A 23539-nucleotide genomic window follows, 5' to 3' on the forward strand; every position below is an offset into this window, starting at 1 on the left:
AGCATCATGATCATTACTGCAGCATTTTGGAGGTTGTATACACTTTTACAACTTGTCCTTCTTGCATGAGTTCATTAATTTTGATTTTCAGTCTTTCTTCCAATTCCATAATTCCTTTTTTACCCTGGAATTGCTCCGCTTTCATATCGGACAATTCTTTAATAATGATGTCACGAACTTGAAAGTCGCGCATTTCCAATTCTTTTTTCGCATCTTTGCTGTCCGTTTGGATCGTAAAGGACATGCGAATGAATTGGTTGCTAAGTAAATTCGTCGTGATTTCCTCTATTTTGACAGTTGACTCCACCACTTCTTTGGCACTTGGCTCTTTCGTCTCATCAACACTAGTAAATTTTAATACGACGATGACAGCCACAGCCCCGACAAGGGTTAGAGCCAATAACATAATGAGCATAATATTGACTAGCTTATTTTTAAACAAAAGACTACCCCTCCACGCTATCTTGCAATCCTAATACATTTATTTTGCGATAATAAGATGTAATAAGATTGTTCACTTCTTCTGTTGACTCGCGAACAACGAATTTTTTCCCGTTCGTTAACGTGATCGTCGTGTCGGGAAATGATTCAACTTGCTCAATATAAAGGGCATTTAACATAAACGGTTTTCCATTCAGTCGCGTCAATGTAACCATGTTTTATAGGAACTCAGGGAGATTCACTCTCCCTGAGCATTTACCTCCTTTAGCCTATTAAACTATCGTTTCAGGTTTACAAGTTCCTCTAAAATTTGATCGGACGTTGTAATGATGCGTGTATTGGCCTGAAAACCGCGCTGTGCCACAATCATTTCCGTAAATTCTTCCGAAAGGTCCACGTTGGACATTTCAAGTGTGCCGGCTACGATACTGCCCGCTCCGTCTGAACCCGGAATATCAAGCTCGGCTAATTCTAATCCATCACTATCCGTATCTGGAGAACCGGAGTTAGCGGTATTTTTAAACAGATTTTGTCCAATTTTCTCTAAACCATCATTATTTGAGAATTTAGCTACCCTTATAACACCGGCCGTTTTTAAATTGCCATCTTTGTCTACATAATTTACCGTACCGTCTGAACCAATGCTAAAACTCTTAGCATCTGTTGGAACTTTTATTTTACCAACCTTATTAGAAGCTGTGTTTGAAGAGTTATTATTGATAGTATAAGCTTCTCCCATCAAATAGTACCCATCGGCATTTACTATGTCACCATTTTTATCAAGATAGAAGTTTCCTGCACGAGTAAACATCGGATTATTTACGGTGGTGCCACTTCCAGGATCATTTCCAAGCACAAAAAAACCATCCCCCGAAATAGATAAATCCAATGTTCTGCCAGTCGTTTGCAAGCTCCCCTGCGTATGCACTGTATCAATCGTTCCCATTTGGGCTCCCAAACCAACTTGCTTCGGGTTCACACCGCCTCGTCCATTTCCCGGTGCACTTGCCCCTGAAATTTGTTGGCTCACCATATCTTTAAAAGTCGTTCTTCCTTTTTTGAATCCATATGTGTTGACATTTGAAATATTATTGCCGATAACATCCAGCTTCACCTGGAAGTTTTTCATTCCGCTGATTCCTGAATACATGGATCGTAACATAATCGCTTTCTCCCTTCGTTATGACGGCTGCTTCAGTCAGTCTGCAGCCTAAGCCTCCTTATATAAGGTCCGGCTTATTCAATGACTATTGTCCCATTGATATTTGTAAAAATTTGAGATTTTGTCTCATCTCGATTCATGGCTGTTACAATCGTGTTGTTTTTGGCACTTACAATGAGCGCCACATCTTTCATTAAAACGAGCGAGTCATTCACTCCCTTTTTTCTTGCTTCCATTACCTTTTCCTCAAGCTCATTCCATTCGTTATCCCCAATTTGTATATCACGTTCATTCATTCTCTCCCTGGCATGCTTGCTGATTTTCAGCTCTGTTTTTTGCATTTCGGAACAAAACTGGTCTTTGAACGAGTGGTTAGAGATTCCTACATTTTTCTTGATGGAAGGTCTGGGAATCGGAGTTGTGTGAAAGCTATGAGCAATTCGTCTATCCACCAACACACCACCTTTAGTGTCATTGACTAATTTTCATCACTTGGTCCACCGTAATGTTTGATTGATTATCGTCATTCATCACAAATGTCGCTTTCCCGTTTTTAAAGATGACAGAAGATACTGCAGCTTCGTGTTCTGCTCCATTCCCATCTTGCCAAGTAAGCTTTTTATTAATGAGCTGACTTGCTTGCACCATACAATTTTCAATCGGCATCTCATGGACTTCCGATATATTGGCAGGTGTTAAAGTTGTCCCGTCCGTCAAAGCAAATACAACAGAACCGTTTTCATATAAAAGTGATTGTACAACACCCGTGCCTGTTTCTATATTGGAATTTCCCTCTTCATCTTCTGCTGTTTTATGCCATTTGATCTCTTTTCCTATCATTTGTTGATATGTAACCAGATTCGTTTCATTTTGCCGCTGGACAAGGGCATCAAAAGATTGCGCCATGTTTGTAATCTGTTCAAGGGTAGAGAAAGTCGCCATTTGGGCAATAAAATCCTTATCCTGCAACGGATTCATAGGATCTTGATGTTGCAGCTGTGTCATTAAAATTTTCAGGAAGTCATCTTTTCCTAAATTACTGTCACCAGTTTTTCTCTCTTTCTTTTGATACGATGATAAAAATAAATCAGGGCTTATTTTACTCGTCATCTCATCACCTAGATATTCAAATTTAGCAATACTTCTTCAAAGGAAGCGGCAAAATTGGATTCACTTTGCTCTTCATCTTTTCTCTCATCTTCTTTTTGCTGCTTTTCCTGTTCGCGGGACCCGTCTTTAAGCAAGTGGTTTAAAGATTGATCGAGCGGCTGGATTTGCTGAATTTCGATTTTATCCACTTGAACATTTTGATGGATAAAGGCTTGTTTCAAAGAGGATAATTGTGATTCCAACAGCTCCTTCGCTTGTTGGGTGGACGCAACGAACTTGGCGGTCATGCCATGTTCGTTCTTTAATAATTCAATGTGTACGGCACCCAAATGCTCCGGATATAGCTTTATCGTTAATTTTGTTTGTTGACTGTTTTGGGTAAGCACACTTCGTGATAAAATTTGCTGAAAATCTTTCGTTAGCTTTTCTGCCTCTTGACCTTTTTCTCCTTGACCCAGGTGCAGAACATACTGTTCGACTTTACTCATCGGTGCGCCAATCGAAGAAGCCTGCTGATTGTTAACCATACTTGTTTCTTCTGTTTTTAGCGTTGTCTCATATGTATTCGTCAAGTTTTTCAAGTCCGGCGTCAGTTTCGAAAACAAAGGAGAAGACGACGGAGGCTTTGGTGTATCTTTTTGCACTCTCTCTTCCACGTTTTGAATAAGGTAGTCAAGCTCTGAAACACTAGGTAAGACGGATTGCTTGATGCTGCTTTCCATCAATTTGAACTGACGTCTAAACTGATCATCGACTTTCTCTAATCCATTCATCAATAGAAAGGTAGTTAAGAAAACCTTTTCCAAATCCGGATTTCCCGTCAATCCGGATATATCCTTGACGTTTTGCCATTGGTCCAACGGTATAAGTCCACTTGGCATCATCAATGATGAACGGTTTGTTATTTCCTTTATAGAACTAAGCATCTCTTTAATAGATTGATTGTTCCCTTTAGATACGGTCAGCTTTTCTACCCTGTCCGATAAAAAATCGAATAATGTGACAGCTTTATCATGTTCTTCTCCCTTATCAGTTCCATTCACATCAACAGAATGATCGGGGATTTGCTCAAACATTAGTCCGTTTAACAGAAGAAGGAATTCGGCCTCTCTGCCTTCCATCTCTCCGGATTCATCCTGCTTCTGTACCGGTGTTAAAAATTCTTCCGATTGAACTTGCTCCAAAACAGAACCAAAACCATTTGGGTTCTTCATCGACGACAGGCCCTGACTAAAAGGATTATTCACCTTTGCGGCACCTGGTGCCAATACTTGCAATATCATTTCATTCACCCCCTTTCAGCTTCTACTCAACCTCTTCACTCACTTTCTCTGATAACAATACTGTATAGCGAGCCGCAACAGCCGGTTCCATTTTTTCTAGAATCGCTGTGCGTTGGTCCGTTTTGAGTTTCTCCAGCAGGAGGACGGCTTTGTCTGCCTCTAGCTCCGAAAGGATAAGGGCCGCTTTTTTCGGCGTCATTTTCTCGTAAGTGTTGACCACTTCCTGCATTTTTATTTCTTGCTCTTGTTTATTTGCTTCTGCTTCCTTTAATTGCTCCTTTAGCTGCTGCACTTGAACTTGCAGTTGTTCAACCGCCATTTCTTTTTCATTTACAGTGTCCATCAAATTGTGCACTTTCTCATTTTTCTCCTGTAAGGCTTGTTCAAGCTGTTTGATTTCTTTTGATTTTTGAACTGCTTGCTCTTCTACATTTTTTTCTTCCTTACTAGAAGCAACAAAAGGAATATGTCCGCTTGCCGTTTTTATTTTTTCTGTGATGTTGATGTCGGCCACCGTTAAAATCGTATATATTAGAGCAATAGAGAATAGAGTCGGGATGAAAATGACAAAGAGAAAAACTTGACCTTTACTATGCTGACGTTCTTCCTCTATTCGTTCAGTTGTTTTACTCATGTTTCCACCTAATTCCCTCTAATCATATATTGCTGGATCGATACTTCATCCATCTGCCTTGACTCCATTTCGTTTTGCCACTCTCTATATCTTTGAAAATCTTTTACTTTCATTTTTTCGAACTTCTTCACTTCCATGTTCTTGTCGCGAAGTTTCACTTCGGCCATCTGCATCCTCTGGCGGGTGGTCGTCACTTTCTGCTGGCACATGCTGATCATTTTCTCCAGGTTTTCAATAAATAACTGAAATTGTTTAATTTCCGTAATAGACAGGCCTTTTCCCATTTTTTCAGCATGTTGGTCGATTAGCTGTTCTTTTTGCTTTAAATATTCGTACAATTGTTGCCCCGCTTTTTCAAACTTTTGAACCGCTTCGTTATATTCGGCTGTTAAGCGATCTTTCTCATTTTCTTTTATCGACATAACCCGAGCAAATTTATATTGGTAACTCATAAAAATCACTCACCTTCCTGAACAAGACGGTGAAGTATTTCGATGCTTTCATGAAAGGAAATCTTCTGATCTGTCCCTTGTTTCAAAAACGAGATAATTTTAGGATAGTAGCGAATGGCTTCGTCTATCTCAAGCGATGATCCTCTTTTATAAGCCCCGATGCTAATTAAGTCTTCCGAATTAATATAAGTCGATAATAAATCCCGCAATTTTTCAGCGGCCTGCCGATGTTCGGATGATACGATATTATTCATGACACGGCTGACACTTTTTAAAACATTAATGGCAGGATATTGCCCTTTATTAGCCAGATTTCGATCAAGCACAATATGTCCGTCTACAATCCCCCGGACTGTGTCTGCAATCGGTTCGTTCATATCATCTCCGTCTACGAGCACTGTATAGAAAGCCGTAATAGAACCGTATTGATTTGTACCTGTTCTTTCCAACAATCGGGGTAAAATCGCAAACACGGAAGGTGTATACCCTTTTGTTGTCGGCGGTTCACCGATCGCAAGCCCTATTTCACGCTGGGCCATCGCTACGCGGGTTACCGAGTCCATCATAAACATCACATTTAACCCTTGATCCCGAAAATATTCAGCAATGGCTGTAGCCGTATAGGCCCCCTTAATCCTCATTAGGGCCGGCTGGTCAGATGTGGCTACAATGACGACGGAACGATTTAATCCTTCAGGGCCTAAATCGTGTTCGATAAACTCACGCACCTCGCGTCCGCGTTCTCCGATTAAGGCAATGACATTTAAATCTGCTTTTGTGTTTCGTGCAATCATTCCCATCATGGTACTTTTACCAACACCACTTCCCGCAAAAATCCCGATTCGCTGTCCTTTTCCAACCGTCAAAAGACTGTCAATGGTACGAATACCTACTTCAATCGGCTCGGAGATCGGTGGACGTTCAAGCGGGTTAGGTGGATTTTGTTCTGTTAAAACCGGCGTTAATCCTCTCGACAAACCACTTCCATCCATTGGTGTACCTAAGGAATCGAGTACTTTTCCGATGAGCCCTTCCCCTACTTTAATTTGCAGCGGTTTGGCTGTCGTTTCCACTATACACCCTGGAGAGATATCACGAACAGAGGTATATGGCATTAAGATGACATGCTCTTCCTTAAACCCTACCACTTCAGCTTGAATTCGCTTGCGTTGATTGTGGTGACCGACGTAAATGTAACAAACATCTCCAATGGATGTAGCGGGTCCTCTTGATTCAATCATTAATCCCACAACTCTTGTTACTTTACCGTAACGTTTAAAGGAAGGAATCTGTTTGACCTCACTGATTAAATCTCTAACCTTCATGCCCACTCTCTTCCTTTAACAGCTCTAATAATTGTTTTTTTATTTCAGCAAGCTGAGAATCTACACTTGCATCAATGCGGCCAAACGACGATTCAATGATACAAGCCATTTCAGATAACTCTTCATCGGGATAAATGAACAAATTCATTTCCCCGTTTAGCAAAGACAACAATTCTTCTTTCTTTTCATGTACAACTGAGTAATAGCATGTAGAAACAAACAGGTGGATTTCTCTATGTTCTCTTACTTCCTTTATTGCCGTTTTGACAAGGGGCAAAAATTTCTCTCTATCTTGTTCTAGCTGCTGACCGATAATTTTTTCCGCTATCTCAAAGCCGAGATTTAAAATAACTTCTTCTGAAGACTGTATATAAGAGTGATAATCTCGTTTTGTCTGGTCGATCATTTCTTTCGCCTCGGCCAACAAAGCACGATAAGCCTGCATCCCTTCTTGTTTTCCCAGGCGAAGTCCTTCATCATACCCTTTTCGCTTGGCGTCTTGAGCCATTTTTTGCTTCTCTTCTTCCCACTGTTGCTTATCCGCATCCAGTTGACTTCTTGCCTGTTGCAACATAGATTGCGCTTGCTGCTTAATGGATTCTGCTTTCGCCAGTGCTTCCTGGATGATTTGTTCCGGGTGGGTCTGCTGTTCTTCAACTGTCTGTTCCTCCCGTTCAACGGATCCAGCAGAAGCGAAATGTTTAATTTGAATCGTTTTTTTCTGTACTACATGGTCTTTTGTATATTGAGACTTGATGATACTAGACAATAATATCGTCTCCTCCACCACGGGCTATGATAATTTCACCAGCTTCTTCTAAACGGCGAATTGTTCCCACAATTCTTGACTGTGCCTCTTCGACGTCCTTTAAGCGTACAGGTCCCATAAATTCCATCTCTTCTTTGAAGGTGTCGGCCATCCGCTTTGACATATTTCGAAAGACAATTTCTTTGACCTCTTCGCTCGCGACTTTCAGGCTTAGAAGCAGATCTTCATTGTTCACATCACGAATCACCCGCTGGATAGAGCGGTTATCTAGAGTCACGATATCTTCAAATACAAACATTCTCTTCTTAATTTCTTCTGCCAACTCCGGATCTTGAATTTCGAGAGCGTCTAGAATTGTACGCTCCGTCGCCCGGTCTACACCGTTCAACACTTCTACGACGGACTCGACCCCGCCCGTTTGTGTATAGTCTTGAGTTACGGTCGTAGAGAGCTTTCTCTCCAAAATTTGTTCGACTTCATTGATGACATCTGGTGAAGTGCTGTCCATTATGGCAATTCTTCGTGCTATATCTGCCTGCTGCTCTTGAGGAAGTGCTGACAGAATTTGTCCCGCTTGGATGGGCTCTAAATATGACAATATCAGCGCAATCGTTTGTGGATGCTCATTCTGAATAAAATTCAAAATTTGTTTTGGGTCCGCTTTACGGGCAAAATCAAACGGGCGCACTTGTAACGAAGAGGTTAGTCGATTAATGATCATCGCGGCCTGCTCAGAACCAAGCGCTTTTTCAAGAACGGTTTTGGCATACCCGATTCCCCCCTGCGCAATATAGTCTTGCGCAAGGGCAATTTGTTCAAACTCTTCCATGATTGTATCTTTAATGCTTGAATCAACTTTTCTCATTGCTGAAATCTCAAGAGTCAACCGTTCAATTTCCTCTTCTGATAGATGCTTATATACTTGTGCTGACACATCAGGTCCAAGTGAGATAAGTAGGACGGCAGCCTTTTGTCTTCCCGTCAATTCCTTTTTTTGATCTGCTTTTCCCAATGGTTTCCCCCCTCTTAATCTTCAGCAATCCAAGTACGCAATAACTTCGCGAATTCTTCCGGATGCTCTTTTGCCAGCTGTTCTAATTTTTGACGGCGCTGCTGCGACTCTGTCAACGGCTGTTCTTCTTCCTCAATCATGTCATCCAATGGAACGAATGCCTCTTCATACTCTTCCATTTCATCTTCTTTGCGCTTTCTTCTAAATAATAGGAATAATAAAATGAGAATAATAAGAACTAAACCTGCTCCTACTATATACATCCATACTGGAATTTTTGCTGTTTTGTTCGTTTCCATCTTCGGTTTGCCATTAAACGGCTGAACAGATACGACAACACGGTTTCCAATCTCTTCATCTGTCAATTTGTCTTCTGTTCCCTCTTGTTGAACGGTTGTGCGTACAATCGTGCCTAATATTTTGGTAATATCATCAACCCGTTCTTGTGATAAAGAATTTGGATTTTTCGGATTTGGCGGTTCGACCATTACTTGAATGCCCAAATCACGAACTTTGTACGGACTTTCCACAATTTCTTTTCGAATGCGGTTCACATCGTTATTAATTCGTTCTTCCACTCGTTCATAATCACCATTAGAGCCTGAGGTTGTGGATTGTTGATAATTCGGGATGTCCGTTTCACCCGTTCCTTGAACACCTCCTGCAGCTTGAGCCCCATCTCCCGTATAGGTTTCTGTAATACGCTCGACACTGACAGCAATGCCTTCCATGTTTTCTTTATCAACTGGTTCTACTAAATTCTCTTCACGATTTTCCTTTGTAAAGTCTACATCTGCCGTCACTGATACGACTACTTTGTCATACCCCATCATCGTTCCAAGCATTTGCTGCACTTGTCGTTGAACATCACGCTCTATTTCTTTTTTTATTTCATGTTGCGCAACAAAAGAACTAGATTCCAGAAAATCTCCTTCTTTTTTTAGGTCAAAATACTCAAAATACTGATTCATGATGACGACATTATCAGTAGGTAAATTAGGAACACTTTTCGACACTAAGTGGTAAAGAGATTTTACTTGCTGTTCATCGAATTGATACCCTGGTTTTGTATTTAAGACAATGGAAGCAGAGGCTTCCTGATCTTTTTCGTTCACCCAGATGCTTTTTTCCGGCAGTGTAATCATAACGTTCGCATCGTTTACACCATCGATATTTTTAATTAGGTTCGCAATTTCGGTTTGCATTGCCTCTACTTTTAACACATTGAATTCATTATCTGTCATACCGAAACCGGCATTTTTGCTAAAAAACGAGTAATCGATGCTCCCGCTTTTGGGAATACCTTCAGCAGCCAGCTCGACTTTTAACGTATCAACTACCTCTTGCGGCACAGAAATCGTTTTCCCATCATCAGAGATTTGGGATTTCACTCCCCTGCCGTCTAACTCTGCTTTAATTTGACCGGTTTCTTGAGGTGATAGATTACTATAAAGCGGAACAAAGGTATCTTTTGTCATGATATATGTAAGGATTGCCGCAATGGCTATCATTCCGATTGGGCCGCCTATCAATAACCCTTTTTGCCACTTTGTTCGATTACTCCAATAGGCTTTTATCTTTTCTTTGTAAGCTAACAGTTTCTCGTTCATCATAATCCCCCGGTTATTTGTTCTCTATCTAATAACCGCTCACAGGCTAGTCTAGTAAATGGAAAAGATTCATTATACTTGCATTCTCATCATTTCTTGATACGCTTCCACTGCTTTATTACGGACTTCTATTGCGGTTTGAAGCGTAATACTTGCCTTTTGTGATGCAATCATTACCTGGTGTAAATCAATCTGTTCCCCTTTTACCAGCTTCTCGGTCGCCACATCAGAAGCAACTTGTGACTTATTCAATTCGCTGATCGATTGCTTTAAAAATGAGCCAAAAGATTTTGTTGTTTCGTTGACCGACACAGCCGGTTTCATATTTATTGATGGAATAGATGCTGTGCTGCTGTTATTCATAACTGACTGAATCATTTATCTTCTCTCCTATTTACCAATTTCCAATGCTTTTATGAGCATCCCTTTTGTCGCATTCAGTACGGTTACATTTGCTTCATAAGAGCGTGTGGAACTCATCAAGTCGACCATTTCCTTTAATGGATCGACATTAGGCAATTTTACATATCCTTGTTCATCAGCATCCGGATGTTCAGGATTATATACTAGTTTGAATGGAGCTTGATCTTCTACAATTCCAGTAACTTTTACCCCGTTTCCTATACCACGTTCACCGCTGTCGAGTGCATGATTCAAAACGCTTGAAAAAGACTCATTAGGCTGTGTCACAACCATCTTCCGGCGATACGGTTCCCATTGACCGTTTACAAGCTTCCCTCGTGTTGTATCAACATTGGCCATATTTGAAGATATAACATCCATTCTCAACCGTTGTGCAGTTAAAGCAGAGGAAGTAATATTCATACTATGAAAAATTGACATGCTTATCTTCCTCCTCCAATGACGGTTTTTAATGAATTAAACTTGCCGTTTAAACGATCTGCCAAAGCTTGATAATAAATTTGATTTTCGGCCAATTCCGACATTTCGTGATCTATATCCACACCATTGCCATTATGCTGATATGAATTATTTTTTCGAATAATGACGGAATTGGAAGACGAAGAAGAAGTAAATTCATAATGTCTGGGATCAGTCCGATTCGCTCTCATTGAACTTTGTACAGCTTGTTGAAAAGCGTTTTTAAATGAAACATCTTTCGCTTTATAATTAGGCGTGTCCACATTGGCGATGTTTTGTGAAATCGTTTTTTGTTTTAACGCCGAATAATCTAATCCCTGTTCCAACGTCTGAAATGTATTTGAAAAAAGTTTCACTAAATTCTCCCCACTTATCGCCAAATTTTGTATTTTTTTTGACAAAATTCGACTTCTCGTTATTCCCTCATATTGTAAAGAAATTAGATGGAAATGTCTATGAGTTTTAGTGATTTTTTACACTATCGCCACAAATTTTAGGACTAAATTTACAATTCGATTCTACAAATAGTTCTTTTTCCTTAGTAAATAAATCCTTTTTCAAATTGAATTTTCTCATTATGGCCAAAAATCGTTCAGATGACCGTGATGTTTATCATCATTTCCTCTTAACAAAATGGAGATAACAGGAAATATATACTGGTAAAAATCCCCTAACTTCCCAATTGATCAAATTCCCGCACAAACATAAATAAGAGGCAATCCTGCATGTCAGTACCATACAAGGATTGCCTCTTTACGATTAGTTAGATTTTAATTTTGCGAGCTCTACCAGGAATTTATCGTTTAATACTTTGATATACGTACCTTTCATACCTAAAGAACGAGATTCGATTACACCCGCACTTTCTAATTTACGCAGAGCATTTACGATAACAGAACGTGTAATTCCCACACGGTCCGCGATTTTACTTGCCACAAGCAAACCTTCATTTCCATTTAGCTCTTCGAAGATGTGCTCAATTGCTTCTAGTTCACTATAAGAAAGTGAACTGATCGCCATTTGCACAACTGCTTTGCTGCGTGCTTCAACTTCGATTTCTTCCGCTTTTTCACGCAGGATTTCCATACCCACAACCGTTGCTCCGTATTCAGCTAGGATTAAATCATCATCTTCAAATCTTTGTTCAAGGCGGGCCAAGATTAAAGTACCAAGACGTTCACCACCGCCATTAATCGGAACAATTGTTGTTAATCCTGATTGGAACAGTTCTTTGTTTTCTACAGGGAACGCCGTGTATTCACTATTTACATCAAGGTTAGAAGATGTTTCGTTGATGTTAAATAAGTTTTTTGTATATTCCTCCGGAAATTGACGATCCTCAAGCATTTTTTTCATACGATCATTTTCAATTTGCTGTTTAATGGCGATGCCTAATAATTTCCCCCGGCGACTTACAACAAATACGTTTGCTTCAATAACTTCACGCAGTGTCTCAGCCATTTCCTTGAAGTTTACCGGCTTTCCTGCGGCTCTTTGTAACATTGCATTAATTTTTCTAGTTTTTGATAATAAGTCCATCTTTTCTGTTCCTCCTGAGATTCTTCCAATATAAAAATTTACGCATTATCCCGTTCTAACGGGCGGTATAGCTCCTGATTCTGCAAAAGGAGAAAACCGCTCCTAAGAACCCTTAGTTTAACTAACCACCAGAGAGCCAAACCCCACTGATGGAAATTTCATCTTATAAAATAAATTGGCTTAAGTCTTTATTTTTTGCAATCGTTCCTAGTTTCTCCTCAACATATTGCGGAGTAATCACGATTTTTTCCAGTGTCACATCCGGTGCTTCAAACGATAGATCTTCTAGTAGTCGTTCCATGATTGTATGTAAACGGCGTGCACCAATGTTATCTGTATCTTGGTTCACTTGAAATGCCACTTCGGCAATCTTACGTATAGCATCGTCAGAAAATTCAATTTGTATACCTTCTGTTTCCAATAATGCTTGATATTGCTTAAGAAGGGCATTATCGGGCTCAATTAAAATCCGTATAAAGTCTTCTACCGCCAATTTAGTAAGTTCGACCCGAATCGGGAAACGGCCTTGGAGCTCCGGAATTAAATCCGATGGCTTGGAAAGATGAAACGCTCCCGCAGCAATAAACAACACATGATCGGTTTTCACTGACCCATACTTTGTCACAACTGTGGAACCTTCTACAATCGGCAAGATATCGCGCTGTACCCCTTCGCGTGATACGTCAGCAGAGGAAGACTGCGTGTTTTTACCGGCTATTTTATCAATTTCATCAATGAAGATAATACCGTATTGTTCTGCACGATATACGGCCTCCTGCGTTACTTCATCCATATCGATCAACTTTTGGGCCTCTTCATTCGTCAGAACTTTACGGGCTTCTCGGACTGTCAGTTTTCGTTTTTTCTGTTTCTTAGGCATCAAGCTTCCTAAAGCATCTTGAATGTTCATGCCCATTTGTTCCATACCCGAACCTTGGAGCATGTCAAACATAGAAGGTTGTTGTTCTTCCACTTCAATCGTCACGTAATGATCCTCCAACTCTCCTAACGCAAGCTGATGAGCCAATTGTCTCTTCTTCATTTCAACTGTAGCATCTTCATTTGTTGAATCTTGTGTTTGTTGAGTCGTTTGATTTTGTCCGAATAACATTTCAAAAGGATTCTTAAAGTTTTGCTGCTTACGGTCACCCGGAACAAGCAGGTTAACGATTCGTCTATTCGCATTTTCTTCTGCTTTATCACGTACCGAGTGCATTTTTTCTTCCTTTATAAGACGCACAGACGTTTCTACAAGATCGCGAACCATCGATTCAACATCTCTTCCTACATACCCAACTTCCGTAAACTTTGTGGCCTCTACCTTTATAAAGGGCGCACCGACTAGTTTAGCGAGGCGGCGGGCAATTTCCGTTTTCCCTACCCCCGTGGGACCAATCATCAAAATATTTTTCGGGACGACCTCATCCCGCAAATGTTCAGCAAGCATACTGCGGCGATAACGATTGCGAAGAGCCACCGCCACGGCTTTTTTTGCTTTTGTTTGACCTACAATGTACTGATCTAGTTTTTCAACAATTTGTCGTGGAGTTAAATTTGTTTTCACAGCAAATCCTCCCTTCTTACAGTTCCTCTACAATAATGTGCTCATTTGTATATACGCAGATTTGACCGGCAATTTCAAGTGCGGCTTTTGCAATCTCTTTCGCTGATAAATGGTCACCTGCATATTGTTTTAAAGCACGGCCTGCCGATAAAGCATAATTGCCTCCGGAACCGATCGCTAAAATTCCATCATCTGGTTCGATGACTTCACCGGTGCCTGAAATAAGCAATAAATGCTCTTCGTTCATGACGATAAGCATGGCTTCCAATTTACGAAGGACTCTATCACTGCGCCATTCTTTCGCTAGTTCTACAGCAGCTCGCTGCAAGTTCCCATTATATTGTTCAAGCTTAGCTTCAAACATTTCAGATAATGTAAATGCATCGGCTACAGAACCCGCAAAACCTGCTAACACTTTTCCTTGAAACAAACGGCGTACTTTTTTGGCTGTATGTTTCATCACCACTGCATTCCCAAACGTAACCTGCCCATCACCGGACATAGCACATTTTCCATTATGGTGAATGGCAAAAATCGTTGTCGCATGAAAGGTTGACATAAAACGCCTCCTTTTGATTTATCCCGCTTTAGCGAACGGGAAATTTTCTGCATCTTCAAAAGAGAATGACCCGCCCTAAGAACCCGATCCGTTCAGCTAACCCATTCTATATTGCAGACCAAAACTAAAAACCTCAACTCTGAACGTCCTGCAAAAATGCTATTTCTACTATCTTCTATACGCTGAAACAACGTCTGAAGTTTCAAGTTATGCACGAGGATGATGATTCATATAAATCGTACGCAATCTCTCTTTTGTAACATGAGTATAGATCTGAGTAGTAGATAAATGCTCATGTCCTAACAGTTCCTGCACCGTACGTAAATCTGCACCCTCATTTAACATATGCGTGGCAAATGTATGCCTTAACACGTGTGGACTAATATGAACGGTCTCTGCCGTATTTTTAATTAAACGATCAATGATAAGACGGATCCCTCTTGTTGTTAATGGTCCTCCGCGATGATTCAAAAATAATGTTTTTGTATCGGAAGACGATATCTGCAACAATTCAGTCCGCCCATCCTCTATATACTTTTCTAAAGCACTTTTAGCATAGCTGCCAAACGGTACATAACGCTGCTTATTTCCTTTACCGTGAATAAGGATTGTTCGAAAGGAGAAGTCAATATCTGGTAAGTGAATCTTTGCACATTCGCTTACGCGGATTCCTGTTGCGTACATAAGCTCCAAAATTGCCTGATCCCGCTGTCCGAGAGGGGTAGACAAATCTGAAGCCTCAAAAAGCTTTTCTACTTCCTCTTCATAAAGAAACTTAGGGTTTTTATGTTCTTTTTTCGGTAGAGAAACAAGTGAAAACGGATTTTCTTTCACCATCTTTTCCCTTAGCATAAAACGATAAAAGCTTCTCAATGAAGAAATCTTTCTGGCGATTGAACGCTTTGAGTAACCCTTATCATATAATCTGGTCAAAAAAATTCGAACGTCCGAGTATGTAACATCTTGTAAACAATCAATACCTTCCTCTTTTAGAAATTCAATAAAAAAAGCAGTATCTTGCTCGTAACACACAATTGTATATTTTGAATAATTTTTTTCTATTTGTAAATATTCTAAAAAGGAATTTAAAAAAGTTTTAACATTATTAATTCTTCTCACCCCATAAGAGCTACTAAATATTATCACACTTTAGCAGCCCTTGCAAATGATTTTTCTTATTTTTTTACAAAATTCTGAATTGTCTGCAAGGCGCGTTCAGCATATTGAGCATATCGCTCTTGCTTATTTTTGATTCGAACGTCAAGCTCTTTAAAAATCCCGAAATTAGCGTTCATCGGCTGAAAATTATCCGGGTTTGCATTTGTAATATAATGGGCCATGCTTCCAATTGCCGTTTCTTGAGGGAGAACCACTAATTCCTGACCCAAAATTAGACGAGCTGCGTTCATCCCTGCGACCAATCCGCTTGCCGCTGATTCTACATACCCTTCAACACCTGTCATTTGGCCCGCAAAAAACAGATCATTGCGTTCACGGTATTGATAAGTGGGTTTTAACAATCGCGGCGAGTTAATAAACGTATTGCGGTGCATGACACCATACCGAACGATTTCTGCATTTTCCAGACCCGGGATTAAGCGAATGACTTCTTTTTGTGCTCCCCATTTCAAATGAGTTTGGAAGCCGACGATATTATAAAGTGTTCCTGCTGCATCATCTTGGCGAAGCTGCACAACGGCAAACGGGCGTTTACCCGTTTTGGGATCTTCCAATCCGACCGGTTTCATTGGCCCGAATAGCATTGTTTTCTTCCCTCTTGCACCCATTACTTCAATCGGCATACATCCTTCAAAATAAATCTCTTTTTCAAATTCTTTTAAAGGGACTGTCTCAGCAGAAATCAAAGCTTCATAGAAGCGGTCAAATTCTTCTTCCGTCATCGGGCAGTTTAAGTAAGCCGCTTCCCCTTTATCATAGCGGGACTTTAAGTATACTTTGTCCATATCGATGCTTTCTTTTTCAATGATCGGTGCCGCGGCATCATAAAAGTATAAATAGTCTTCTCCCGTTAGAGATCTCAGTTGTTCAGATAAAGCTTTTGACGTTAAAGGACCTGTGGCGATGACTGTCGGTCCATCCGGAATAGCAGTGATTTCTTCATTAAAAACCGTTACATTCGGATGGTTTTTTACCGCTTCGGTAACACGTGCTGCAAATTCATGGCGGTCTACGGCAAGGGCTCCGCCCGCAGGAACCGCGCACTCATCCGCGGAACGAACGATTATGGAATCGAGCTGACGCATTTCTTCTTTCAACACACCAACCGCGTTTGTTAATGTATTGGCACGCAATGAGTTACTGCATACCAGCTCAGCGAATTTATCTGTATGATGGGCAGGTGTTTGCTTAACCGGTCTCATTTCATATAAATGTACTTTGATTCCCCGTTTTGCAATTTGCCAGGCAGCTTCGCTTCCTGCAAGACCTGCTCCAATGACATTTACTACTTGTTCACTCATATAAAATCCTCCAACTATTTCGTCTATATATAAAATCCACCTAAGGGACATATAAAGAGGTGAGCAAAAGATGTGCTCACCACGTATGCTAACCTTGAGTTTCTTCTTTATAGTCACAGTTTGTACAAACGACCTGCATTCCATTCTTTTGCTTTTTCTCAACAAGCAGATGCTCGCACTTTGGACACTTTCGTGCAATCGGCTTATCCCAAGAAACAAAGTCACACCCAGGAAAACGATCACAGCCGTAGAAGGTTCTTTTCTTCTTCGATTTTCTCTCTACGATGTTTCCTTCTTTGCACTTCGGACATTCTACACCAACGTGTTTGATAATTGGTTTTGTGTTTCGGCATTCCGGGAAATTGGAACAAGCCATAAACTTGCCGTAGCGCCCCATTTTATAAACCATTTCCGAACCGCAAACTTCACAGTCCTCTCCGGCAGGCTCATCTTTTATTTCGACTTCTTTCATTTCTGCCTCAGCTTTTTTGAGGTTTCCTTCAAATCCTTTATAGAAGTCATCAATAACCTTCACCCATTGTACTTGACCATCTTCAATATTATCAAGACTTGTTTCCATTTTCGCGGTAAACTCCACATCAATAATCTCCGGGAAAAACTCTAAAATGAGTTCCAGTACAATTTCCCCCAGCTCTGTTGGAATAAACCGTTTGTTTTCTAATGCTACGTATCCCCGCTTTTGGATGGTATCAAGTGTCGGGGCATATGTAGACGGGCGTCCAATCCCTAACTCTTCCAGTGTCTTTACTAAGCGGGCTTCCGTATAGCGCGGAGGCGGCTGCGTATAATGCTGTTTTGATTCAATATCTTTGGAGTAAGCGGTTTCTCCTTCTTGCATATCCGGGAGCATATTTTCTTTCTCTTCTACTTGATCATCGCTTCCCTCAACATATACCTTCATAAACCCTGGAAACTTCACTTTAGAACCGTTGGCACGGAATACAACGCCTGAGTTCATCAAGTCAACAGCCATCGTATCCATTACGGCGGATGCCATTTGGCTTGCTAAAAAACGTTCCCAAATCAGTTTATATAGACGATATTGATCCCGTGATAAATATTCTTTGATATCACTTGGCTTTCTTAGAGTAGAAGTCGGGCGGATCGCTTCGTGCGCATCCTGGGTATTGGATTTTTTCTTCTCTTTTCGCTTTTCTTGACTCGCATATTCTTCACCAAATGCTTTGAAGATGTAATCGCGTGCTTCAGACTGTGCCGTTTCGGAAATACGTGTTGAATCTGTTCTCATGTAAGTAATTAAGCCGATTGTTCCTTCTTTCCCGAGATCGATTCCCTCATATAGCTGCTGAGCGATCATCATCGTCTTTTTAGCCCGGAAATTCAACTTTCTTGCTGCCTCCTGCTGTAAAGAAGAGGTTGTAAACGGCAAAGCTGGATTTCGCTTTCTTTCCTTTTTAGCAACCGCCGTAATTTTGAATTCATTTCCTGTGATGTTTGTTAAAACGGCTTTGACATCTTCTTCTTTGGACAGCTCTACTTTTTTACCATTGTACTCTATCAGACTAGCTTCAAACTGCTCTTTGTCTTTTTGGAAAGAGGCATTTACGGTCCAATACTCTTCAGGTTCAAATTCGTTAATTTCCTTTTCACGTTCAATAATTAAACGAACAGCAACAGATTGAACGCGCCCGGCGCTTAATCCCTTTTTGACTTTCTTCCATAAAAGAGGGCTAATATTATACCCGACCAAACGGTCTAAAATACGGCGGGCTTGCTGGGCATCGACTAAATCCATGTTAATGGCACGAGGATGTTTAAATGAGTCTTTGATCGCATCTTTCGTAATCTCATTAAAGACGACCCGGCAATCAGATGTAATATCAATGTCTAATGTATGGGCCAAATGCCAAGCAATTGCTTCTCCTTCACGATCGGGATCGGCTGCAAGATAAATCTTCTTTGCCTTTTTGGCTGCTGATTTTAATTCTTTTAAAACAGGACCTTTTCCTCGAATGGTAATATACTTTGGTTCATATTCATGTTCAATGTCAATCCCCATCTGACTTTTTGGTAAATCACGAACATGTCCCATAGAGGCTTTGACTTTATATTTTTTTCCTAAGTATCGTTCAATTGTTTTGGCCTTTGCAGGCGACTCTACTATTACTAGGTAGTCAGACATCAATGCTCCTCCTCAAGAGGTAAAATAAAATCTTCATTATTATTAAATATTCGTATACGGTTTGTCAAACAAGAATTCATAAAAATTTATTAAAATGTTCTATCGAGGAGCGGTTCGACAAAAAAAAAATTTCGCCTCCAAGATACGGTGCCTGCTCCTTATTCAACGCTTATATCCCTAATTCCTCTTTTCTTCATTATAAAGTCGAAACGTTTTTTCTATACATATTATTTTTCTCTCGACCCTTTTACTTTTAGCAGCCGTGTAACAAATTGCGCTTTAAATATATCCAATTGACATGAACGTTTTTTGTTCATGTCAATTGATTTACGTGGATTCAAGTACCACCTTATCATTAAATGAAACATTTCGACAACTTGTTTACTTGTTGTCATACTCCACATATACATGCAACTCGGATAAAACATCTTCAGCTGTCAAGACAAGCTTGGCTCCTTGCTGAATTAAACGGTTAGTACCAGCCGAACGCTCATCCAAAACAGGACCAGGGATAGCGAATACTTCTCTTCCTTGCTGAATGGCTTGTTCTGCGGTAATGAGCGACCCGCTTCGTTCTTTTGCTTGCACAATAATGGTTCCCCGAGTCAAACCGCTAATAATGCGATTTCTCATAGGAAAGGCCCAGCGGTTCGGTTTTTGATGGGGTGGATATTCAGAAAGCAGTAAATGATCCCTACTTATATCTTCTGCTAACTGTTCATTTTGCTTTGGGTAAATATGATAAAATCCGCTGCCTAATACAGCAATTGTTTTGCACTTTGACTCTATTGCCAGTCGGTGGGCTGCACTATCGATCCCAATAGCTAAACCGCTTACAATACACCAATCATCGACCAGAAGAGGCATTAAAATCTTTTGCAATGATTGGTAACCGTACAAGGAAGGGTCCCTCGTACCTACTACACTGATCTTCTTACCATGTTCTAAGATGCTTATATTTCCTTTGGCGTACAAAATCCACGGCGGATCATAGATTGTTTTCAATAATGAAGGATACTCTTCATCAAAATAAGATATACAATAAATTTGTTCTCTCGTATATTTATTTAGAATATCTTGGATTGGAATAGTTTGCAAATCTTTTTTAAATTCATTGAAATGATAGATAGGCAGTTGAAGAATATGTTGAAGTTTTTCAGAAGATAAAGAATAGAGGTTTTGTAAAAAGGGATCATACTTCAGCAACTTTAAAATTGATTTCCATCCAACTCCCCGGCAATGGGTCAAGTGGATGAGTCTCGTTTTAAATTCATCATTCATAAAAACAGAGACCTCCTTAAAACGATAAGAGTTTGGCCATATCATCCATTTTGTTCTGCCATGTATTGAATTTGAATTGAAATGGACCCCATCACTAAATGGTTGTCATGCCAACCAATTAACGATAAGGTCCATTTCATGAGGATATGCCAACAACCTTTTACTTAAGAGTTTGGCTGTTGGCGTATTCTCGTGTAATGATTAATGAGTTTTACATTTTTCGTAAAGACCTTTTTCTTTTAAAACAGAGATTAACGTTTCACCCATTACTGAAGGTGTATCCGCTACTTTAATGCCGCATTCATTCATTTTCTTAATTTTTTCGGCAGCTGTTCCTTTGCCGCCTGAAATAATGGCACCCGCATGGCCCATGCGTTTTCCAGGAGGTGCAGTTTGACCGCCGATAAATCCTACTACCGGCTTCGTCATGTTTGCTTTAACCCATTCAGCTGCTTCTTCTTCCGCTGTTCCGCCAATCTCACCAATCATAATAACCGCATACGTTTCTTCATCTTCATTAAATGCCTTTAATACATCAATGAAGTTTGTACCATTTACAGGGTCTCCGCCAATACCGACCGCTGTCGATTGACCGATTCCTGCCTGTGATAGTTGATGTACCGCTTCATATGTCAGCGTACCAGAACGCGAAACGACCCCTACATGGCCTTTTGTATGAATGTATCCTGGCATAATACCAATCTTACACTCTTCAGGTGTAATAACGCCCGGGCAGTTAGGCCCTACAAGACGAGTCTTCTTCCCTTCCATGTAACGTTTAACTTTGACCATATCCAATACCGGAATATGCTCTGTAATGCAAATAACAAGGTCTAATTCGGCATCTACCGCTTCCAAAATGGCATCTGCCGCAAACGGAGCTGGAACATAAATAACAGAAGCGTTGGCACCTGTTGCTTTAACTGCTTCTTGAACTGTGTTGAATACAGGCACCCCTTCAACTTCAGTACCGCCTTTTCCTGGAGATGTACCGCCGACAATTTTAGTACCGTATTCAAGCATTTGTTTTGTATGGAATAAAGCTGTTGAACCAGTGATCCCCTGAACAATAACTTTTGTATCTTTATTAATGAAAACGCTCATCAATAGTCCCCTGCCTTTCTTATCCTACGAGTGAAACGATTTTTTGTGCACCGTCTGCCATCGATTCAGCAGCTGTTATGTTTAAACCGGATTCTTGTAAAATTTTCTTTCCTAAATCAACGTTTGTTCCCTCTAAACGAACAACCAATGGAATCTCCAAGCCTACTTGTTTCGTAGCTTCAACAACACCTTGGGCAATCACATCACATTTCATGATTCCGCCGAAGATATTGACAAAAATTCCTTTTACGTTTTGATCTGAAAGAATAATTTTGAAAGCTTCCGTTACTTTTTCAGCCGTAGCACCGCCACCCACATCAAGGAAGTTAGCAGGTTCTCCGCCATAATGTTTAATGATGTCCATTGTTGCCATCGCAAGACCGGCACCATTGACCATACATCCAATATTTCCATCTAATGAAATATAACTTAAGTCGTATTTAGATGCTTCGATTTCTTTTGGATCCTCTTCCTCTAAATCGCGGTATTCCAACACATCTTTTTGACGGTATAAAGCGTTTGAATCAAAGTTCAGTTTTGCATCAAGCGCCATCACCTGGCCGTCACCAGTCGTAACAAGCGGGTTAATTTCAGCGATAGAGCAGTCTTTTTCGATAAACACTTGGTATAAGCCCATCATGAATTTAACAGCTTGTCCAACTAGTTCTTTTGGAATATTGATATTAAACGCTAATCTGCGAGCCTGGAAGGGCTGTAATCCTACTACCGGATCAATGACTTCTTTAAAGATTTTTTCAGGCGTTGCTGCCGCCACTTCTTCGATTTCTGTACCGCCTTCTTCAGATGCCATCATCACAACACGAGAAGTTGCACGATCCAGTACTAAGCCGATGTAATATTCTTTTTTAATATCGCAGCCTTCTTCGATAAGTAAACGCTTAACTTCTTTTCCTTCTGGACCCGTTTGATGAGTCACAAGCGTTTTACCTAAAATTTCACTGGCATATGTACGAACCTCATCCAAATTTTTCGCAACTTTAACGCCACCCGCTTTACCGCGGCCACCTGCGTGAATTTGTGCTTTTACAACGCAAACTTCAGAGCCTAGTTCCTTTGCAGCCTCTACTGCTTCTTCTACTGTAAAAGCTACACGACCGTTTGGAACCGTTACCCCATATTTTCTAAGGAGTTCTTTTCCTTGATACTCATGGATATTCATTTCCCATCCTCCTGACCATATGTAACCAAAATAATTCACTGCGCTTTCATTGTATAAGAATCTTCATCTAATTGTCTACTATTCTACGAAAAATTATGAATGTTTAACAAAAAAATCGCCCTCTTGTAAAGAAGGCGATTTTTTTTGTCAACGCCTCCAAGACCTGTCTTAGAGACATCTAAAATCTTTAAAAAGATTATACAAAAATAATTAAATAACAATAAAGGTAATAACTGCTTGTATTTCCTCTTTACGGAAAAACAGAAACAAATTGAATGATCGTATCCCAATAATACAAAAGCAGGACGAGCAGGGCGGTGACCAGGATTCCCGGAAGGAGATTGGCCACCCGAATTGCTGTGATTCCGATTAAATTAAGGCCGATGGCTATAATCATAATACCGCCCGTGGCGGTCATTTCCACAATAAAGGCATCCATTAACGCCGAAGGAATCCAGCGGCTGATTTGTGTGGCAAACAGCGCGATGAGCCCTTCATAAAGAAACACCGGTACAGCGGAAAAAAGAACGCCGATTCCTAGTGTTGTCGTTAAAATTAAACTAGTAAATCCATCAATGATGGATTTTGTATACAAGACTTTATGATCTGCGCGCAGACCGCTGTCTAATGCCCCTATAATGGCCATTGCTCCAATGACAAAAATCAATGTGGCCGTGACAAATCCCTTGGCTATCCCACCTTCCTCAGAAGCCCCTACTTTTATCTCGATCCATCTCCCAACTTTATTCAACTTGTCTTCTACTTTCCATAACTCGCCCAGTACTGCACCGAACACAAGACTAAAAATAACGATCAAAAATCGTTCACTCTTCAGCCCCATCTGAATGCCGAGCATTGTTACAGCAAGCCCGATTCCATGCATGACGGTCGATTTCATCTTTTCAGGAATGCGATGGAACAGCTTCCCTAAGAGCGTTCCGGTAATGATACATATCATATTCACAAAGGCTCCTAATAGTACCACAAA

General features: G+C 40.5%; 25 protein-coding genes. All 25 read right to left on the reverse strand.

The genetic code is table 11. From position 1 onward, the window contains the following. Positions 1–13: 13 nt before the first annotated feature. Entirely contained in the window at positions 14–442 is a 429-nt protein-coding gene (gene fliL, locus ACFOU2_RS03290) for a flagellar basal body-associated protein FliL (protein ID WP_377912158.1), read from the reverse strand. Between the two features lie 4 nt (positions 443–446). Further along, on the reverse strand, positions 447–656 hold the full coding sequence (locus ACFOU2_RS03295) for a flagellar FlbD family protein (RefSeq protein WP_377912160.1): 210 nt from the start codon (positions 654–656) through the stop codon (positions 447–449). 62 nt (positions 657–718) lie between these two features. Beyond that, a complete protein-coding gene (gene flgG / locus ACFOU2_RS03300) occupies positions 719–1603 on the reverse strand; it encodes a flagellar basal body rod protein FlgG (protein ID WP_377912162.1) in 885 nt (294 codons plus the stop codon). A 74-nt stretch (positions 1604–1677) separates the two neighbouring features. Then, positions 1678–2055: a TIGR02530 family flagellar biosynthesis protein gene (locus tag ACFOU2_RS03305; protein WP_377912164.1), complete on the reverse strand. Its 378-nt coding sequence runs from the start codon at positions 2053–2055 to the stop codon at positions 1678–1680. Positions 2056–2074: 19 nt separating this feature from the next. Then, on the reverse strand, positions 2075–2713 hold the full coding sequence (flgD, locus tag ACFOU2_RS03310; RefSeq protein ID WP_377912166.1) for a flagellar hook assembly protein FlgD: 639 nt from the start codon (positions 2711–2713) through the stop codon (positions 2075–2077). 8 nt (positions 2714–2721) lie between these two features. Beyond that, positions 2722–3996 (reverse strand): flagellar hook-length control protein FliK, encoded by a 1275-nt coding sequence (locus ACFOU2_RS03315; RefSeq protein WP_377912168.1) that lies wholly within the window; start codon positions 3994–3996, stop codon positions 2722–2724. 22 nt (positions 3997–4018) lie between these two features. Next, entirely contained in the window at positions 4019–4630 is a 612-nt protein-coding gene (locus ACFOU2_RS03320; RefSeq protein WP_377912170.1) for a MotE family protein, read from the reverse strand. A gap of 8 nt (positions 4631–4638) precedes the next feature. Further along, positions 4639–5082 carry a flagellar export protein FliJ gene (gene fliJ / locus ACFOU2_RS03325; protein WP_377912172.1) on the reverse strand — a complete coding sequence of 148 codons (444 nt, stop codon included), beginning with the start codon at positions 5080–5082 and terminating at the stop codon, positions 4639–4641. 5 nt (positions 5083–5087) lie between these two features. Further along, positions 5088–6407 (reverse strand): flagellar protein export ATPase FliI, encoded by a 1320-nt coding sequence (fliI, locus tag ACFOU2_RS03330; protein ID WP_377912174.1) that lies wholly within the window; start codon positions 6405–6407, stop codon positions 5088–5090. After that, positions 6397–7176 (reverse strand): flagellar assembly protein FliH, encoded by a 780-nt coding sequence (fliH, locus tag ACFOU2_RS03335; protein ID WP_377912176.1) that lies wholly within the window; start codon positions 7174–7176, stop codon positions 6397–6399. The genes fliI and fliH overlap by 11 nt, the downstream gene beginning before the upstream one ends. Continuing rightward, positions 7169–8188 (reverse strand): flagellar motor switch protein FliG, encoded by a 1020-nt coding sequence (gene fliG, locus ACFOU2_RS03340; protein WP_377912178.1) that lies wholly within the window; start codon positions 8186–8188, stop codon positions 7169–7171. Before fliG ends, fliH begins: the two co-directional genes overlap by 8 nt. A 14-nt stretch (positions 8189–8202) precedes the next feature. Further along, on the reverse strand, positions 8203–9798 hold the full coding sequence (fliF, locus tag ACFOU2_RS03345) for a flagellar basal-body MS-ring/collar protein FliF (protein WP_377912180.1): 1596 nt from the start codon (positions 9796–9798) through the stop codon (positions 8203–8205). Between the two features lie 72 nt (positions 9799–9870). Beyond that, positions 9871–10122 carry a flagellar hook-basal body complex protein FliE gene (fliE, locus tag ACFOU2_RS03350; protein WP_377913554.1) on the reverse strand — a complete coding sequence of 84 codons (252 nt, stop codon included), beginning with the start codon at positions 10120–10122 and terminating at the stop codon, positions 9871–9873. A 66-nt stretch (positions 10123–10188) separates the two neighbouring features. Next, positions 10189–10641 carry a flagellar basal body rod protein FlgC gene (gene flgC, locus ACFOU2_RS03355; RefSeq protein ID WP_377912182.1) on the reverse strand — a complete coding sequence of 151 codons (453 nt, stop codon included), beginning with the start codon at positions 10639–10641 and terminating at the stop codon, positions 10189–10191. Positions 10642–10643: 2 nt separating this feature from the next. Further along, complete coding sequence (flgB, locus tag ACFOU2_RS03360; protein WP_377912184.1) at positions 10644–11036, reverse strand: flagellar basal body rod protein FlgB; 393 nt, start codon at positions 11034–11036, stop codon at positions 10644–10646. Positions 11037–11439: 403 nt separating this feature from the next. Beyond that, positions 11440–12219 carry a GTP-sensing pleiotropic transcriptional regulator CodY gene (gene codY, locus ACFOU2_RS03365; RefSeq protein ID WP_377912186.1) on the reverse strand — a complete coding sequence of 260 codons (780 nt, stop codon included), beginning with the start codon at positions 12217–12219 and terminating at the stop codon, positions 11440–11442. A gap of 163 nt (positions 12220–12382) precedes the next feature. Beyond that, positions 12383–13783 (reverse strand): HslU--HslV peptidase ATPase subunit, encoded by a 1401-nt coding sequence (hslU, locus tag ACFOU2_RS03370; protein ID WP_377912188.1) that lies wholly within the window; start codon positions 13781–13783, stop codon positions 12383–12385. A 16-nt stretch (positions 13784–13799) separates the two neighbouring features. Beyond that, positions 13800–14342, reverse strand: coding sequence for an ATP-dependent protease subunit HslV (gene hslV / locus ACFOU2_RS03375; protein ID WP_377912190.1), 543 nt, complete (start codon positions 14340–14342; stop codon positions 13800–13802). Positions 14343–14549: 207 nt separating this feature from the next. Further along, entirely contained in the window at positions 14550–15452 is a 903-nt protein-coding gene (gene xerC, locus ACFOU2_RS03380; RefSeq protein ID WP_377913556.1) for a tyrosine recombinase XerC, read from the reverse strand. Between the two features lie 65 nt (positions 15453–15517). After that, complete coding sequence (trmFO, locus tag ACFOU2_RS03385; protein ID WP_377912192.1) at positions 15518–16822, reverse strand: FADH(2)-oxidizing methylenetetrahydrofolate--tRNA-(uracil(54)-C(5))-methyltransferase TrmFO; 1305 nt, start codon at positions 16820–16822, stop codon at positions 15518–15520. A gap of 88 nt (positions 16823–16910) precedes the next feature. Then, positions 16911–18986, reverse strand: coding sequence for a type I DNA topoisomerase (gene topA / locus ACFOU2_RS03390; RefSeq protein WP_377912194.1), 2076 nt, complete (start codon positions 18984–18986; stop codon positions 16911–16913). Positions 18987–19367: 381 nt separating this feature from the next. After that, positions 19368–20267, reverse strand: a complete 900-nt coding sequence (dprA, locus tag ACFOU2_RS03395; RefSeq protein ID WP_377912196.1) for a DNA-processing protein DprA — start codon at positions 20265–20267, stop codon at positions 19368–19370. A gap of 201 nt (positions 20268–20468) precedes the next feature. Continuing rightward, positions 20469–21371: a succinate--CoA ligase subunit alpha gene (gene sucD / locus ACFOU2_RS03400; protein WP_377912198.1), complete on the reverse strand. Its 903-nt coding sequence runs from the start codon at positions 21369–21371 to the stop codon at positions 20469–20471. Positions 21372–21390: 19 nt separating this feature from the next. Next, positions 21391–22551, reverse strand: a complete 1161-nt coding sequence (gene sucC, locus ACFOU2_RS03405; protein WP_377912200.1) for an ADP-forming succinate--CoA ligase subunit beta — start codon at positions 22549–22551, stop codon at positions 21391–21393. Between the two features lie 250 nt (positions 22552–22801). Beyond that, positions 22802–23536, reverse strand: a complete 735-nt coding sequence (locus ACFOU2_RS03410) for a DUF554 domain-containing protein (RefSeq protein WP_377912202.1) — start codon at positions 23534–23536, stop codon at positions 22802–22804. Positions 23537–23539 lie beyond the last annotated feature (3 nt).

This window comes from Bacillus songklensis (assembly GCF_042649685.1).
In the GTDB taxonomy this organism is placed as follows: Bacteria; Bacillota; Bacilli; order Bacillales; family Bacillaceae_H; genus Bacillus_BA; species Bacillus_BA songklensis.